The following is a 16,255-nucleotide window of genomic DNA, read 5'->3' as shown; positions in this document are numbered from 1 at the left end:
CTCGACGGGTAAAGTCGAACCCGGCAATTTCATGTTGCTTTTGCGGGTAATGTATTCTATATTATCGATTAGTATTAGGGATTCGGGAAGGTAGAGGTGTTGGGCAATATCACTATATTTGCCGGCGGGTTTGGGAGCGGTAAGAGCGAGACCGCTCTGAATTATGCTCTGAAGTTGGTTCGTAGCTGCGAGCAGGTGGTTTTGGCTGACCTGGACATGGTAAACCCCTACTTCTGCTCGCGGGAATTGGAAAAGGTATTAAGCGTAAACCGGGTGAAACTGCTGGCTCCTGTGGAGCGGCTTCGTTTCGGGGACGTGCCTCAGGTGCCGCCCGAAATAGTGGGTTACCTCGGAATGGAAAACGAGATGGTGCTGGATGTGGGAGGCGATGAGGTAGGAGCACAGGTCTTGGGATATCTTCGTCCCTATATGCGTGACCGTCCTTACAAGATGTTTTTGGTTGTTAATCCATACCGTTCTTTTGCGAGGGAACTGGGTGCGGTTGCGGAGCTGAAAGATGCTTTGGAGAGGGCTTCGCGGCTGCGGTTTACCGGAATAGTGAGCAACCCTAACCTGGCTGGCGATACCGACGTGGAGATTATTATTTCCGGGCATGAACGGGTACGGGAATATGCCCAGGGGATGAATTTACCAGTAGTTTTCTTGGTAGTAGAGAACTGCTTTTACGAAGCGGTTCGAGTTCGGTTACCGGACACGGAGGTCAAACCCTTAACGCTTTATTTGCGGCCGGAATGGTTATAGCATGAGGAGGAGACAAGTTATGGCCCAGGGGAGAGTTTTGTTTGATGAAGGACGGTGCAAAGCGTGCGAGCTTTGCGTGCACTTTTGTCCTAAAGGTGTCATAGGCATCGACAAGATCAGGATAAACAGTCTGGGGTATCACCCGGCCAGCGCGGTTAACCCGGAAAACTGCAACGGCTGTGCGATCTGCGCCCGCATGTGCCCAGATCTGGTTATCGAAGTGGAAAGGGAGTGATGACATGGCCAAGGTTTTGATGAAAGGCAACGAGGCTTTGGGAGAAGGAGCAGTCATAGCCGGATGCAGGTATTTTTTTGGCTATCCCATCACTCCCCAGAGTGAGGTAGCGGAATACCTGGCTCGTCGGTTGCCCCAAGTGGGCGGGGTTTTCCTGCAGGCTGAAAGCGAGCTGGCAGCTATAAACATGGTCTACGGGGGAGCGGCTGCGGGAGCCCGGGTGATGACAGGATCGTCAGGCCCCGGTATCAGTCTAAAACAAGAGGGCATCTCTTTTATCGCGGAGGCGGAACTGCCTTGCGTGATTGCTAACATATCCCGAGGCGGGCCGGGACTCGGGGGAATCCAACCTGCTCAATCCGACTATTTCCAAGCCTGCAAAGGAGGAGGGCACGGGGATTACCATTTAATAGTATTGGCCCCTTCCAGCGTGCAGGACATGATGGATTTCGCTCTTTTGGCTTTTGACTTGGCAGACCGGCACCGGTCACCGGTCATGATCATGAGCGAAGGCATGTTGGGGCAGATGATGGAACCAGTTGAGGTACGTGAACCGATAGTCGAGCAGTACGCGAAGCCCTGGGCTACTACCGGTTGCGCCGGCCGGAGTCCCAACATAGTGAACACCCTGCACCTGCCACCCGATGAGCTGGAAATGCGGAATCTTCACCTGCAGCAAAAATACGCGCGAATACGCGCTGAAGAAAAGAGAGCCGAATCCTTTATGACCGAAGACGCGGAGCTGGTGGTGGTTGCCTTCGGGTTGTTATCGCGGGTGGTCAAGAAGGCGGTCACCGAACTGAGAAGTAAAGGGTTAAAGGTGGGGTTGGTTCGTCCTATTACCCTGTGGCCTTTCCCCGACGATACGATAAAGCAGTGCTTGGATACGGCTAAGATGTTTATGACGGTGGAAATCAACATGGGGCAGATGATCGAAGACGTGCGACTGGCGGTAAACGGTCGAGCCCCCGTGGACTTCTACGGGCGAGTAGGGGTTATTCCTAGTCCTCGGGAAGTAGAGGCAGCGATTATGAACGTGGCAGCAAAGGGGGGGCTTGTATGAAAAAGGTGTTCCAGAAGCCGGAGAGTTTGACCGGCAAGCTCTGGCATTATTGTCCGGGATGTGGTCACGGCATTATCCACAGGCTTATAGCCGAGTCGATGGACGAACTAGGCATTCGAGAAAAGACAGTGGGGGTGTGTCCGGTAGGCTGCGCGGTTTTGGCTTACGATTATTTCAACTGCGACATGTTAGAAGCTGCTCATGGACGAGCCCCGGCGGTAGCCACAGGTCTGAAAAGGGTGCTGAAAGATAGGGTGGTTTTTACGTATCAAGGAGACGGGGATCTGGCTTCTATTGGTATGGCAGAGATAGTGCACGCCGCGTCAAGAGGGGAGCGGATCAGCGTCTTTTTCGTAAACAACACTGTATACGGGATGACCGGGGGGCAGATGGCACCGACTACTCTGTTAGGACAGGTCACCACCACTTCGCCTTACGGGCGTGACAAGGATCGGGAAGGGTATCCGATTAGAATAGCAGAAATACTGGCTCCATTTGAGGGAGCGGCCTACGTCAGCCGTGTGGCCATCAACAATCCCGCCAACGTAGTTCGGGCCAAGCGGGCCATCAAGAAGGCTTTTGAGGTCCAATTGCAAGGAACAGGGTTTTCTCTGGTCGAAATTCTTTCAACCTGTCCCACCAACTGGGGATTGGGAGCGGTTGAGGCTATGAAGTGGCTGGAGGATAACATGATTCCGTACTACCCTTTGGGCGACCTTAAAGTTAAGGAGGGTTAGACGTGGAGAAGCAGGTCTTAGTAGCAGGTTTTGGCGGGCAGGGGGTTCTATTCATAGGCCTATTTCTTACTCACGCGGCGATGCTAGAAGGGATGAACGTGTCCTACGTTCCCTCCTACGGCGCAGAAATGAGGGGTGGTACTGCCAACTGCATAGTGACCATTTCCGACAGCTATATAAGCTCACCGTTAACCGACAGCCCTTTGCATTCGATCATACTGAATCGTCCTTCGCTAGACCGGTTTGAGAACAGTGTGCAACCAGGTGGGGTTTTAGTGGTTAACACTTCGCTGGTGGACCGAATGCCGGTAAGGCAGGATATTGAAGTGTATTCGCTGCCGCTCAACCAATTGGCAGAGGAACACGGTTTTGCTCGGGGGGCTAACATGATAATCCTGGGGGCTTACATTGCCAGAACCGGAATCGTTAACCTGGATTCAGTCGCCAATAGTTTTGACGCTATTTTCAAGGGCAAACGCAAGCAGATGATTGAGGAAAACAGGCAGGCCTTTTTGGTAGGAGTAGAGTATGCTCGTAATAACTGGTAACAACCGGCGCCGGCAGGTAACTGAAAATTGTGTGTTTAGGCTTAGCCTCATCGGGGATCGATAACCGGCTTGCTTCGGCAATTTCTTCTTTACCAAAGCTTTTTCGAAAATGGCTTCACAATTATCATCGGAACTGCTTGTGAAGAATACAAGTCAAGAAATTGGTGGGGTTAGGCCGGTCAACCTTTTGTGCTGAATCGTAGCGTAGGCGCAAAAGGTTGATTGTTTATGTGATTGATTTAATTATGTGACTGGAAGGTGAGTGGGACGGTATTATTTTGGGGAGGGGGTACGGCGGGTGGACAAAGAGCGCTTGAGGGTATTGTTGGAGGAGGTAGCCACGGGTCGGGTCACAGTGGAAGAGGCGTTGTCGCAGTTGAAGCTGCTTCCTTATGAAGACCTAGGGTTTGCCAAGATCGATTATCACCGGGGAGTAAGAGATGTTTTCCCCGAGGTTATATTTTGCCCGGGCAAGACTCCGGAACAGATAGCGGTAATCTTTAACAAACTGGCAGCGCAAGGTACCAACGTACTGGCAACTCGCGCCACGGAAGAGGTTTTTGACGTGGTGAAGAATGAGGTAAGAGATGCGGTCTTCCACCCTGTAGCCCGCCTGATAACAGTCAAAAAAAAGGACTTTCCTAGGGCAGGAAAAGTGGCGGTGGTAACTGCGGGAACTTCTGACCTGCCGGTGGCGGAGGAAGCGGCTATTAGTCTCGAGTTGATGGGAGCGGAGGTAGTTCGCATCTACGATGTGGGAGTGGCCGGGATTCACCGGCTGTTTGACCGCTTGGAGGACATCAACGAAGCCCGGGTTCTTATCGTCGTGGCTGGGATGGAAGGAGCTTTGGCCAGTGTGGTCGGGGGTTTGACCCGGCGGCCGGTGGTGGCAGTTCCTACCAGCGTCGGATACGGTGCCAATTTTGGTGGACTGTCTGCACTTTTATCCATGCTGAACACTTGTGCTACGGGTGTGGGCGTGGTCAATATTGATAACGGCTTCGGAGCTGCAGCTTTAGCTTTCTCCATATTGAAGTCAGCCGAGGACTAGCCAGGGATAATCTTTTGCTTGCAGGCATAACATAAAGCAAAAAGCTGCAAGCGGGAGATGATAGCTTGAAGCAACTCCTGGACAAAGTGGAGAAGTACCTGATCCGGGGGGTTGTCTTAGGGGTAGTAGCCTTGGTGGTGGTCCAGGCCATGATGACCAAGGAGCCCTTGCGTTTTTACCTGAGTCTGGGTGAACGCTTGGAAGGACAAAGCATCGAATACCCTGCGGGTAATGTGAATTCGGAGAAGACCGCAGTGAATAAGAAAAGGGAGGGAGCAGAGGGTTACTCCCCATGGGGTAAACTGACCATTTCGTTAAAAGACTATTCTGCTCTAGCGAAGGCCAAGGTGTTGGTGAATAACGAAGAGGTGGCCAGTTTTTCTTCAAAAACCGTAGAAGTGAGGGTGATGGGCGGGGATGTGGTGGAGATAGATTCGACCTACTATAACTTCCCGGTCACGTTTGAAATCACCGGGGTATCTAGGAATTTGGCTACTCCTTCGCTGCATCAGGTTTTTACTTCTAACCAAGGGATGGTTATGGTCGGCAAAGTGATAGTAAAATAAGGTCATGTGAATATCTTCCCTACGCGTGAAGCAGGATAACAACCATCACAGCAAGAATATGTTGATTTAAACCGAAAGGGGGCCCTGCAACTCGAGGAATTTGTTGCAAAGGGGGAAGAGGATGGTCGAGACTGGTAGTAAGGCAGTGGCAGCCGCAGCGATAAAGATGGCTCTGACTGCGACCCGGAGTGAAGAGATGGAACTCAAAAAGCGACTGTGGGAGGAGAAAAGCATCAGGGCTGTGGCGGTGGACTATGGAGGAGAATTCATATACTCGGTGAGCAAGATAGTAGAAAGGGCAGTGGTAGCGGCTAAAAGAGAAGGAGTAATCAAAGACACTCATCCTGACGAAGGCGCGGTAGCAGGGGCTACGAGAGAAGCTATAAGCCAGATAATTCCCAAGGCCTTGGGCCTGAACGTAGGAGGGAAGATAGGTATTGCCAGGTACCAAGACCATATCAGCGTGGCCATATTCTTGGGTATTGGATTGTTGCATCTGGATGAGGTGGCGATCGGACTGGGCCACCGGGCTGTACCGTGATGGCTTTGCAAAGCAAACCAGGTGGGAAGGGTAGGATGGTGGAATGTTGGTGGTGAGGGGTATAAGAGGAGCTACTACGGTCGAGCGTGACTGTCCCGAGGACATCACGGAAGCCGCTACAGAGCTCTTGCATGAAATTGTCAAACGGAATGAGATTGAGTTAGACGATGTGGTTGCCGTGATTTTTACTGCCACGAAGGATTTGTCCTCAGCTTACCCAGCGGTAGCCGCACGCAAGATGGGTTGGAACCACATCCCTTTGCTGTGTTGTCAGGAAATGGCAGTTGCGGAGGCTTTGCCTCGGTGCATCCGGGTGCTGATGCTGGCGAATACGAGACTTGCGATACAGGATGTGAGACACGTGTATCTGCGCGGGGCCAAGTGCCTGCGCACAGACATCAGCGGGTAAAGCCTCAGCCACAGATGAACACTGATGGGCGCAGATTAGCACAGATTTTTGTTTGCTGAACGCAGATTGACGCAGATTTTTAATCGCAGAAGAATATAACTCTGAATTTCTTTATTGAAACAGTCAATAACAGAATCCATGTCCTGCGTGTGGTTTTTTGTAATGAGTACTTGGCCCATGCACTGCATGTGAAAAAGGGGTACTGCACTATTTTTTAGGGCCATTAGGGTCAGGGCAAAGCCCTAAAAAGTCATAAATATATTTGTTTTTTATATACGTCTGCGTAAGTCAGCGTCTTTTCAATGTGTACAAATCGGTGCGGCGATGACGAAGCAGGGGAAGGGCTTTGCGCACCTGTTCGATGCGGCTGAGATCTAGGTCTGCCCACAGGACGGTTTCTGTGCTACCAGTCGAGGCGAGCACGGATCCCCACGGGTCTACTACCATGGAATGGCCCCAGGCATGGTAGCTAGCGACGGGATTAGTGGCTGGGGCGGCTCCTACCACGAATACCTGGTTGTCGATGGCTCGGGTTCGGAGCAGGATCTCCCAGTGAGCAGGCCCGGTAGTCGTGTTGAAGGCGGCAGGTACCACGAGCACCTGAACACCGGACAGCGATAGCAGGCGGCTCAGTTCGGGGAAACGGATATCATAGCAGATGAGTATCCCCAGGGTAGCCGCTGGTGTGGGTATAATGGTCAGATTGTTCCCCGCTTTCAGAGTGTCGGATTCTCGAAAGGAAAGCCCGCTCTCCAGGTCTACATCGAACAAATGGACTTTGCGGTGACAGCCGAGAAACTGCCCATCGGGACCAAAGACCGGACACGAGTTGAAGATGCGACCGCCGGAGTCGATTTCTGGTATAGATCCTCCCACCAGATAGATGTGTTCATCACGTGCAGTTCTAGACAGCAGTAACGAGGTCTCACCGTTAGGGATTGGCTCGGCATAAGATGGGAAAGCCATGCTTTCGTAAGGGCAGTTAAACATCTCCGGTAGTACAACCAGGTTACATCCTTGACGTGATGCTTTGCGGATCATTTCCCGCGCCTTTCTCAGATTGCTCTCCTTGTCGTCAACGACCATCATCTGGCAGATCCCGATTCTTAAGTTAGCCTTCACTTGCATACCCCCGCATTTTCAACTGTTTACCCGTTTTGTCTCCTTGCTATCGGTTCCAAATCATTGCCCATCATGTTGCCGTCCCATACCACAAGTATGGCAATTTGTGACGGTGGTGGTCAACTCCAGGCTGTGTTCGGAATAGTTGCCGGCCCTCGGGCCCAAAGAATCAGGTGGTTGGCCGAGATCACTGGTTGTAAATTGAACCGCTTTCGGCTATAAGTATGGCAGGGAGGTTTTAAATGATGAAGTATGTGAGCACAAGAGGCCAAGCGCAACCCGTAAGTTCAGCTGAGGCTATAAAGTTGGGTATAGCTCCTGACGGCGGATTGTTCGTTCCCGAAGAAGAAGTTCGCCTGAAATGCGACGAACTAGCAGCGATGCGTGGAATGAATTACCAGGAAAGGGCTGTAATGGTTTTAACCAAGTTTTTGACCGATTTCTTGGAGAAAGAGATCAAGGAATACGTCGACGCTGCTTACAGCCCCGAAAGATTCGACCATCCTCATGTCGCTCCAGTGGCCAGGCTCGACAACAGTACCTACATCTTAGAGCTCTGGCATGGCCCGACCTGCGCTTTTAAAGACATGGCCTTGCAGCTTTTGCCGCACCTGCTCACTGCCAGTACCCGTAAAACGGGAGAAAAGGCCCACATCGCTGTGTTGGTAGCAACTTCTGGCGATACAGGCAAAGCGGCCTTGGAAGGATTCAAAGACGTGCCAGGGACCAGTATCATCGTTTTTTATCCGGCTCAAGGGGTGAGCCAGGTCCAGGAGCGGCAGATGGTAACCCAGGAAGGGTCCAACGTGCATGTGGTTGCTGTGGAGGGCAACTTCGATGACGCCCAGAACGGGGTCAAAGCCATGTTCCAGAACCAGGGTCTGGAGACGGCAATGGCGGTGCGAGGGATAAAATTTTCTTCGGCCAACTCTATTAACTGGGGGCGCCTGGTTCCACAGGTAGTATATTATATTTCTGCTTACCTTGATCTCGTAAGCGCGGACGTCATAGAAGAAGGAATGCCAGTCAACTTCGTGGTTCCCACCGGCAACTTCGGCAACATTTTGGCAGCGTTCTATTCGAAACAGATGGGTTTGCCCATAAACAAGCTGATATGCGCGGCTAATGCCAACAATGTTTTGACCGATTTCATAAATAGCGGAGTTTATGACCGTAACCGGTCTTTCAAAAAGACCATCTCGCCTTCAATGGATATTCTGATATCGAGCAACCTGGAAAGGCTCCTATACGAGATTACAGAACACAATGATCAAAAGGTGCGGGACTGGATGGACAGCCTGCGGGAGCGGGGGAGATATGAAGTGGACTCCTGGGTTCTGGAGAGGATTCAGAATTCTTTCTGGAGCGATTTTGCAACCGATGAAGAAACGAAGGCAACTATCCGCGATACTTACAACACATATGGTTATCTCTTAGACACCCATACGGCGGTAGGCAAGAAGGTCTACGACCGGTATGTAAGGGTTACTGGGGACACTACTCCCACCGTTATAGCTTCTACGGCCAGTCCATTCAAGTTTGCCGGAAGCGTAGCTGAAGCTGTCTTCGGCATGGAGATAGCCGCAGAGCATGACGAATTTGGTCTATCACGACTGCTGTCAGAAAAATGTAACCTGTCCATCCCGAAGGGCTTGCAGGGGCTTGAAACCAGACCTATCAGACACTACCGTAAGGTATTGCCCGAAGAGATGGCGAACGTAGTGCTAGATATACTTAGTGGTTAGCGTGCTAACAGGGGACGATTAATCAAAGACCGTCTCCTCTTTGCGTTTTTGGTTTGTTACTAAAAGTTACGAATGAATTGGGCTCCGGCTTCCATTGCTGCGAGGTTGAGGGGCATCATGTTAAGATACTTACCACGAAAGGTTTTAACCAGGTAGTCTTCGCTGGCGGCAAAATCGAGCACTTTACTGATTTCTAGCAAGGCTCCCAGCATGACCATGTTGGCTCCTCGCGGCAGTCCAACCTGGTTGGCGATTTCCTGGGCCGGAATCGAATAAGAGGTTATGTCCTGCCGCTCGGCCGGGCGGTGGGCTAGGGAGGAGTTGATGAGTAGGACTCCCCCGGGCCGTACAACCGGCTCAAACTTGGCGAGAGAAGGCTGATTCATGGCGACTACGATACCAGGATCGGAGATCAGGGGGGAACTGATGTCCCTATCCGAGAGGATGACCAGGCAGTTGGCGGTGCCTCCCCTCATTTCAGCTCCGTAAGACGGGACATAGGTGACTTTCTTCCCTTCCGCGATCCCTCCGTATGCGAGAAAAAGGCCCATCGACAAAACGCCCTGGCCACCGAAGCCGGCAATCAAGAATTCTTTTTTCATCATGATTTCACCTCTTCAGGCACTTTGAACTCTCCCAAGGGGTATACGGGAACCATTTTTTCCTCAACGAACTTTAGGGCCTCCAATGGAGTTAAGCCCCAGTTGGTGGGACAGGCTGAAAGAACTTCAACTAGGCTGAAGCCGAGTCCTGCCATCTGAGTTTCGAAGGCTCGGCGAATAGCCTTTTTAGCCCGGTTAACCTGGACAGGATTATATAAGGCCACCCTTGCAATATATGCTGCTCCTTCGGCTGTTGCTAGCATCTCACAAACCCGGAAAGGAAAGCCTTGCTGTCTGCCTCGCCCTGTGGGTGTGGTCGTGGTTACCTGCCCCATCAACGTGGTGGGGGCCATTTGTCCGCCAGTCATACCATAGAGGGTGTTGTTGATGAAGATAATGGTTATGTTCTCACCGCGTACCGCAGAATGCACCATTTCTGTGGTCCCAATAGCTGCTAGGTCGCCGTCGCCTTGGTAAGTGAACACCAGGCGGTCAGGCAGAACTCGCTTGACCCCGGTAGCTACCGCCGGGGCCCGCCCGTGGGAAGGACCTACGCCGTCGAAGTTGAAGTATTCATAGGAAAAGACGCCGCAACCAACTGACCCTACGCCGACCGTTTTATTCTGCAGTCCCATTTCTTCTTAATGCTGCGTTTTTCTTTTTGCTCGATTTCCCTGTATTTGGCAAACAACCGGTTGCAGTGAGCTTCCAGTTTATCTGCCGGAAGATACAGGGTGTGGACTATGTTGGGTTCACGTCCTTCCATACCAGTGGTGGCCCAGGGCCGGTTAGGAGGCGGGAGTTCGGCTTCGGGCATGAGCACGGGTTCCATCATCTGGCCCATCATGGCGTCGCCGAAAACGACCACTGGAGTACGGTAGGTTTCGGCCAATTCGAAAGCCAGGATGGTATGGTCAATGAGTTCTTGAACCGATGAGGGGGCGAGAACGATCAGCCGGTAATCTCCGTGGCCTCCGCCTTTAACCGATTGGAAATAATCGGCTTGCGAGGGATGGATGCCGCCCAGGCCGGGGGCCCCCCGCATGATGTTGACAATAACGACTGAAAAAATTGCCTTGAAAAGAAATGTTCCTAAAAGCACATGCAAACTTGACGGAAGATAACAAATGAGGTTGAATAAGTGAAGAAAGCCGGCTGAAGTCGCGGCTCGTGACCAGGCTTGGGGCGAGCATCCTATCTGGCCTGGTTTTTTTGCGCGGAAGCGGTCAATCTCAGCGGAGGAATCAAGATGGACACCGTAATCCCTTTTTTGGCTACAGAAAAGAATGAAATCTTAGAAATAGTCCGGTTGTCCCTCGTGGTATCAGGTTCCGCTACCATTCTTGGGTCATTAGCAGGGATACCCCTGGGAACTTGGCTGGGAATGAGAAATTTTAAAGGAAAACAGGTCTTCTTACGTGTTATTTATACCCTGATGGCGTTGCCTCCAGTGCTGGCAGGGCTGCTGATATATATCTTGCTGTCTCGAAGCGGTCCTTTGGGGAGTTTGGGGCTTCTCTTTACACCCTGGGCTATGATCAGCGCCCAGTTTGTGCTCGTACTTCCTATAGTTACAGGGCTTACTGCAGCAGCGATAGCTGGTCGAGAGCGGCTCATATTTGAAACTGCACTCAGTTTGGGGGCCAGCCGGTGGCAAGGTAATTGGGCGGTAGTGCAGGAGGCCCGAACCGGCATAATAGCGGCGGTGATGACCGGATTCGGAAGGGCCTTGGCCGAGGTGGGTGCGGTTATGCTGGTGGGGGGGAACATAAGGCACCAGACAAGGGTATTGACAACCGCCATAATGTTAGAAACGCGCCAGGGTAACTTTGACCTGGCAGTGGCCCTGGGCTTGATATTATTGATTGTTTCTTTTTTGGTAAGTTCGGTGGCTTTGCTCAAAACCGACGAATTCAGCTCCGGTTGAATCGGGTTGTTGCTGGTAGGAAGATGTATGGGCGGTTTTAAACCGACATGGTCGGTTTTAGGCGGAATTCAGGGGTGAAAAGATGAAACTGTTCGAGCTGGCGGGGATTACCAAGCGATTCGGAAGCCGCACCGTTCTCGACATTTCCGAGCTCACACTGTACCCGGACAGGATTTACGCGATTTTGGGACCTAACGGTGCCGGCAAGACCACGCTTTTGCGCGTTCTCAACCTCCTGTTGCCTCCTGATTCGGGTAAGATAAGATTTATGGAAGTAGATGTCGACCACTCGGAGAGGACCAGACTGGCGTTATCTCGGGAAATGTGTATGGTTTTCCAAAGGCCTTACATGTTCCGTACCAACGTGTTTGAGAATGTTGCTTACGGGTTAAGGTTGAGAAATATCGCGGGCAGGGAATTGAGGGATAAAGTCACCGAAGCTTTACGCTTTGTAGGTATGCTCGATTTCGCCCGCCGCCCGGCTCACAAACTATCGAGCGGCGAAGCGCAACGGGTTGCCCTGGCCAGAGCCTTGGCCTTACGCCCCCGCGTGCTGCTCTTGGACGAGCCTACGGCCAACCTCGATCCGGCGAGTGTCCAGGCTTTGGAGAACATAATAAAGGGCTGTCGCGAGGAATACAGAGCTACAGTGATAATGGTTACGCACAACCTGTTTCAGGCCAAGAGACTTGCCCACGAGGTAGTGCTTCTGCACGAAGGCAGGATAATAGAGCACCAAGACACGGTAGGATTTTTTAATAGTCCCAAAGATATTAAAACAGTTCAATTTTTGAACGGTACCATGGTTTATTAAGGATGATCAAGCGAGGAAGGATTTTGTCAAGTTATAGAGAAACATATGTACAGGGACGAACAAAATAAATTAACAACTGTTCTCCGAGCTCTCGCGACCTAAGGCGGAAGCTATGGTCCCTGAGCCGATAGGGTATGAGGGGAAACGCTCATGCCTCCCGTTTGGAAAGGAGGGCTGCTTATGCGGGTGCGATCGCGACCAGGCTAGGCTTTCCTTGGGCCTGGCTTTTTTTGTCGCTGGATTTGGGATTGGACCAGCGACAGGACAAGCCTTTTAATGGCAAAACAGGGGTTAAGAAAGAAAGAGAAGGAGTGAGAAAATGGTGGTTGAAGTAAGACGAGCCCGAAATTTGACTTTGATAGCTTTGGTTATTATTGTATTAGGGACAATATGGTTTCTGGTTAGCGGTTCGCCCGAAGAAAAGAGTCTGACATTGGCCACTACTACCAGTACTCAAGATTCAGGGTTGCTCGACGTGTTGGTTCCCGCTTTTGAAAAAGAAACTGGCATAAAGGTAAAAGTAATAGCAGTAGGAAGCGGTCAGGCAATGGAGTTAGGGAAACGAGGTGACGCCGACGTGCTACTGGTGCACTCGCCTCAAGCTGAGCAGGAGTTTGTTGATGGAGGGTACGGCGTGGACCGGAAGCCGGTCATGCACAACGTATTTTTGATCGTGGGGCCGAAGAGCGACCCGGCTGGGGTAAAAGGGAGTAAAGACGCTTCAAAGGCTTTCCGAACCATAGCAGAGAGGAAGGCCAAGTTCATTTCGCGCGGTGATGATTCCGGAACCCACAAAAAAGAGCTGGGATTGTGGGAAAAGGCGGGAGTGAAACCCCAAGGGGACTGGTACGTGGAGTCAGGACAGGGTATGGGCGATACCCTATTGATGGCTAGTGAGCTGGGAGCTTACACCCTGACAGACGAAGCCACATACCTCAGTATGGCTCCAAAACTGCAGCTGGAAGTAATGGTGCAAGGGGATAAGGCCTTGTCTAATCCTTATTCCGTGATAGCCGTGAATCCAGAGAAGCACAAGAATGTTCACTACAAAGCTGCCACGCAATTCATAAAATTTATTACTGGAGAAAAAGGACAATCTGTGATAGCTTCCTTTGGCCGCGATAAGTTCGGTAAATCGCTCTTTATCCCCGATGCCAAATAGTTACAGGGGATGGTTCTTGATTTGCATTAAAATATTGAGCAAGGCCGGAAGCAGCAACCTCCCGGCCTTGCCGGCTGTTTGTCAGGTGCGCTTTCAGTGTTAGTCAAGTTGTTTCAGACATTCGCCCAGTGACTTCGAAACCGGCCAGTCTCGGTATATAACCCGCTCAAACTGAAAAGCACGTCCGTTTGTTCTACCATAAAACGTTGCTCTGATCATTCTCTCCGGACTGGCAAAAGTTTGTGGCCCGTTAATGGTGAGCAATTCTTGTATGAGTTTGCTGTCTGTCACTTCAACCCGCTTTGCTCCTCGGTTCGGTTCGTTGCTTTTACTTTCTTCAGGAAACACGGTCCGCTCAAGGATGACACGGTCTACTTCTTGTGGAAACAGTACTATATCCTCATAATACCCCTTATCTTTGAGCCACGCAGTAACCGAGCGGTACCCTTCGCGCAAAGCGTACTCCACCGAGTTCCCCTTGATATCTACGATGTTAATGTACACGTTGTCTTCCCTATCGGAGACCAAATCTTCGAAGGTCGTATTGAGTATGTCTTGCTTCAAACGAGCAACAAATTCTTTGATTTCGGGTTTCTGAGTCAAAATGACCGGGCCTTTGGAGGTTCGAACATCCTTAATTTCAACCAGCTTAATGTTGTCGGGATTCTGAGTCACCACGGGGAACCGCGCCTTCTTGTATTCTAGTGACTCGTATATCGGTTTGAGGATGGAAGCATGACGTTTTTCATCAACGTAGTACTGGCGTATTAAGTAGTCACCGTTATCCAAAGTATAGGCGATGTAGCGGATCGTCCCTTCTTTACTGTGGGGTGTCTTTAACAATTGGTGATGTAACAATACTATGTTTCTTATATTAGCGTCGTCCTGGAAGAAGTAAGTTTTTTCGTATTTGACGCCTAATCCTTGCAAATTCTTACGTTTCTCCAGCTGTATCCATTCATTTATGTTGGTTCCAAAGTAGACCTTTTTCACCTTCTCGGGGTCAGGAACCCGGTGAACATAGCCGGTAACGTCGGTGGCGATTCCGACCAGCAGGACCGTTATGACCACGGCATAGGCCACATACCCTTTGTAACCGGACCAAACCTGCCAAGACTTCCGCAACAGGACCTCAGCCGTTAGATACCCTAACAGAGAACCGAGCACATACCCGAAAACAATAAGGGCATAGTTATCACCGTACACGCTGGCAAAGTACAGGCCCGCCAGCAGCATGGTGCAGAAGGTTACGCCGTACTTGAAAACGGGTCGGATTACGGAAAAGGCCACGACTTCACCGGCTGCTTCCGAAGGCCTTAGCCGGTAGACGTACCCGGCTACTGCCAGAAAAAGAACGGCAGCCGTGAGGTATGCTATTACGGTACCGGCGGTGAAAAAATCGTTGCCGTGATATCCGGCAAGCATAACCAAAGGGAAATTGTACCGGAATTCACCGGGGAGTCCGGTGCTCGCGTACCCGTAGACTAACTTACGGAGGTTTTCGTCCAGCAGTATCACCAAACCGGTAGGCAAAAGCTGGAGTATATAAGTAAAGGCCACATGGGCAAAGGTGTTACCGGTAAACATCCCCACAAAGACTGTAATCGAAAACATTAGAGCAGCGAGCAACGCCGTCAAACCAGCCCATCGCAGGATGTCCAAGAGGGAATAGAGCTCCTTTAGTTCAGTAGTGGCATTAAGAATCATCAATACAAATCCAGTAATGAGGACGGGCAAAAGAATAAGAAACAGTCCGGCGGCTGCGTGGCTGCAAAAAAGTGTACGGCGGTTCAAAGGTAAGCTGTGCATTACAGCTACCGCCCGGCTGTCGTGGAGGTAACGGAACAGCAGCACAGCCAGAACGACGGGAACGGTACAGATCAGGATGATCTGCATCCCGCTCTGACCAGAAAAAATGTCCAGCGACCTCTGTAAAGCCTGTTTGACCCACAAGTCATCGGCCTGAACACCTTGTATCACATGGTGAAAAGGCAGGATCAACAACAGACACAGGCCGTAGGCGGCGCTGACCCACCAGAACCTCTTGAGATCACTGGCAACCAGACCCCTGTTAAATAAGAACGCTCTTAATGTCATATCCGATCCCTCCCAGTTCATAAATGAATATTTCCTCGAGTGTAAGGGGCAGGACATCCAGGATAACAGGGCTGGCTCGTCGAACCTCGGACAGGATATTCTCTTTGTCGCCTTTCACAACCATAAGGACGATGCTCCCGTTTTGTTCACGGTGCAAAATCGTTCCGGTCGAAGGCAGCTCACGAGGTGCCTCCCCCGCAAAAGCCACCTGAAGTTTGTGGATGTCGGTTTTCAGATCATCGAGGTCTTTTTCCACAAGGATTTTCCCGTTATGCAGTATACCTATGTAATCGCACACATCTTCTAATTCCCGCAGGTTATGGGAGGAAACCAGCACCGTGGTTTCGCGTTCGGCCACGTCTTGCAGCACCAAGCTCCACACCTTCTTGCGCATTACCGGGTCAAGGCCGTCTACCGGTTCATCCAGAATCATGACCCGGGGCGAAGCACAAATGCCTAGCCAGAAGGCAACCTGCTTTTGCATACCCCGTGACAAGCGCGAGATTCTCCTGTCGATATCGATGGCGAATACTTGCTTCAGCCGATGGAATCTTTCCCAATCCCAGCCGGGATATAGGCTGGCGTAAAACCTCGCCGTCTCCGCTATGCTGTACTCCGAAAAGAAAAAGAGTTCATCGGGGATGTAAACCAAGAAAGACTTAACTGCCATATTCTCGTAAACCGGTTGACCGTCGATGGTAACTGATCCCGCATCCTGGCGATAGACTCCAACCAGGTGTTTGATGAGTGTAGTTTTTCCGGCGCCGTTCGGGCCTAATAAGCCATAAACCGACCCTTTGTTAACAGTGATGTCGACGTTATCCAGGGCTTTAAGTTGTCCGAAGCTCTTACTGAGCCCTCTAACTTCGATCAC

At 51.1% G+C, this 16,255-nt stretch carries 18 protein-coding genes, 1 pseudogene and 1 riboswitch; of the genes and pseudogenes, 13 read left to right on the top strand and 6 right to left on the bottom strand.

Features of this window, described 5'->3' with window-relative positions; translation table 11 throughout:
* Positions 1–96: 96 nt before the first annotated feature.
* The 9 genes from SLIP_RS08840 (at position 97) to aroH (ending at position 5,912) form a co-directional block, all read left to right on the top strand.
* A complete protein-coding gene (locus SLIP_RS08840; RefSeq protein ID WP_013175931.1) occupies positions 97–762 on the top strand; it encodes a hypothetical protein in 666 nt (221 codons plus the stop codon).
* A gap of 19 nt (positions 763–781) precedes the next feature.
* The gene (locus SLIP_RS08835; protein WP_013175930.1) at positions 782–997 is read left to right on the top strand and encodes a 4Fe-4S binding protein; all 216 of its coding nucleotides are present in this window, start codon (positions 782–784) and stop codon (positions 995–997) included.
* Positions 998–1,001: 4 nt separating this feature from the next.
* Positions 1,002–2,060, top strand: a complete 1,059-nt coding sequence (locus SLIP_RS08830; protein ID WP_013175929.1) for a 3-methyl-2-oxobutanoate dehydrogenase subunit VorB — start codon at positions 1,002–1,004, stop codon at positions 2,058–2,060.
* The gene (locus SLIP_RS08825) at positions 2,057–2,797 is read left to right on the top strand and encodes a thiamine pyrophosphate-dependent enzyme (protein ID WP_013175928.1); all 741 of its coding nucleotides are present in this window, start codon (positions 2,057–2,059) and stop codon (positions 2,795–2,797) included. Before SLIP_RS08830 ends, SLIP_RS08825 begins: the two co-directional genes overlap by 4 nt.
* Positions 2,798–2,799: 2 nt before the next feature.
* On the top strand, positions 2,800–3,345 hold the full coding sequence (locus tag SLIP_RS08820) for a 2-oxoacid:acceptor oxidoreductase family protein (RefSeq protein ID WP_013175927.1): 546 nt from the start codon (positions 2,800–2,802) through the stop codon (positions 3,343–3,345).
* A 298-nt stretch (positions 3,346–3,643) separates the two neighbouring features.
* Positions 3,644–4,396, top strand: a complete 753-nt coding sequence (gene larB, locus SLIP_RS08815) for a nickel pincer cofactor biosynthesis protein LarB (RefSeq protein ID WP_013175926.1) — start codon at positions 3,644–3,646, stop codon at positions 4,394–4,396.
* A 65-nt stretch (positions 4,397–4,461) separates the two neighbouring features.
* A complete protein-coding gene (locus SLIP_RS12145; protein ID WP_013175925.1) occupies positions 4,462–4,962 on the top strand; it encodes a hypothetical protein in 501 nt (166 codons plus the stop codon).
* Positions 4,963–5,083: 121 nt separating this feature from the next.
* Complete coding sequence (locus SLIP_RS08805; RefSeq protein ID WP_013175924.1) at positions 5,084–5,503, top strand: HutP family protein; 420 nt, start codon at positions 5,084–5,086, stop codon at positions 5,501–5,503.
* Positions 5,504–5,546: 43 nt separating this feature from the next.
* Positions 5,547–5,912, top strand: a complete 366-nt coding sequence (gene aroH / locus SLIP_RS08800; protein WP_013175923.1) for a chorismate mutase — start codon at positions 5,547–5,549, stop codon at positions 5,910–5,912.
* A gap of 288 nt (positions 5,913–6,200) precedes the next feature.
* Here the strand turns inward: aroH and SLIP_RS08795 are convergent, their stop codons facing one another.
* Entirely contained in the window at positions 6,201–7,034 is an 834-nt protein-coding gene (locus SLIP_RS08795) for a carbon-nitrogen hydrolase family protein (protein WP_013175922.1), read from the bottom strand.
* A 245-nt stretch (positions 7,035–7,279) separates the two neighbouring features.
* Here SLIP_RS08795 and thrC point away from each other — a divergent pair, with 245 nt between their 5' ends.
* Positions 7,280–8,779, top strand: a complete 1,500-nt coding sequence (gene thrC, locus SLIP_RS08790) for a threonine synthase (protein WP_041432943.1) — start codon at positions 7,280–7,282, stop codon at positions 8,777–8,779.
* Positions 8,780–8,838: 59 nt separating this feature from the next.
* Here the strand turns inward: thrC and SLIP_RS08785 are convergent, their stop codons facing one another.
* From SLIP_RS08785 to SLIP_RS08775, 3 genes and pseudogenes are all read right to left on the bottom strand, one after another.
* A complete protein-coding gene (locus tag SLIP_RS08785; RefSeq protein ID WP_013175920.1) occupies positions 8,839–9,384 on the bottom strand; it encodes a 2-oxoacid:acceptor oxidoreductase family protein in 546 nt (181 codons plus the stop codon).
* A pseudogene (locus tag SLIP_RS08780) lies at positions 9,381–10,022 on the bottom strand (thiamine pyrophosphate-dependent enzyme); the annotation flags it as partial. The pseudogene SLIP_RS08780 and the gene SLIP_RS08785, both read right to left, overlap by 4 nt.
* Positions 9,986–10,483 carry a hypothetical protein gene (locus tag SLIP_RS08775; RefSeq protein ID WP_049765038.1) on the bottom strand — a complete coding sequence of 166 codons (498 nt, stop codon included), beginning with the start codon at positions 10,481–10,483 and terminating at the stop codon, positions 9,986–9,988. The gene SLIP_RS08775 and the pseudogene SLIP_RS08780, both read right to left, overlap by 37 nt.
* Positions 10,484–10,630: 147 nt before the next feature.
* Between SLIP_RS08775 and SLIP_RS08770 the strand changes: the two genes are divergently transcribed.
* From SLIP_RS08770 to SLIP_RS08755, 3 genes are all read left to right on the top strand, one after another.
* Positions 10,631–11,308 (top strand): ABC transporter permease, encoded by a 678-nt coding sequence (locus SLIP_RS08770; protein ID WP_013175918.1) that lies wholly within the window; start codon positions 10,631–10,633, stop codon positions 11,306–11,308.
* An 82-nt stretch (positions 11,309–11,390) separates the two neighbouring features.
* Positions 11,391–12,122 carry an ABC transporter ATP-binding protein gene (locus SLIP_RS08765; RefSeq protein WP_013175917.1) on the top strand — a complete coding sequence of 244 codons (732 nt, stop codon included), beginning with the start codon at positions 11,391–11,393 and terminating at the stop codon, positions 12,120–12,122.
* 69 nt (positions 12,123–12,191) lie between these two features.
* A riboswitch (molybdenum cofactor riboswitch) is annotated at positions 12,192–12,310 on the top strand.
* 131 nt (positions 12,311–12,441) lie between these two features.
* Positions 12,442–13,284 (top strand): ABC transporter substrate-binding protein, encoded by an 843-nt coding sequence (locus tag SLIP_RS08755; protein WP_013175916.1) that lies wholly within the window; start codon positions 12,442–12,444, stop codon positions 13,282–13,284.
* Between the two features lie 99 nt (positions 13,285–13,383).
* Here the strand turns inward: SLIP_RS08755 and SLIP_RS08750 are convergent, their stop codons facing one another.
* Positions 13,384–15,381 (bottom strand): DUF6449 domain-containing protein, encoded by a 1,998-nt coding sequence (locus SLIP_RS08750; RefSeq protein ID WP_013175915.1) that lies wholly within the window; start codon positions 15,379–15,381, stop codon positions 13,384–13,386.
* Positions 15,356–16,255 (bottom strand): ABC transporter ATP-binding protein, encoded by a 900-nt coding sequence (locus SLIP_RS08745; protein ID WP_013175914.1) that lies wholly within the window; start codon positions 16,253–16,255, stop codon positions 15,356–15,358. Before SLIP_RS08745 ends, SLIP_RS08750 begins: the two co-directional genes overlap by 26 nt.

It is taken from the genome of Syntrophothermus lipocalidus DSM 12680 (assembly GCF_000092405.1).
Classification (GTDB): domain Bacteria; phylum Bacillota; class Syntrophomonadia; order Syntrophomonadales; family Syntrophothermaceae; genus Syntrophothermus; species Syntrophothermus lipocalidus.
The sequence above is the reverse complement of the archived record's forward strand: the minus strand, read 5'-3'. Positions and strand labels throughout refer to the sequence as shown.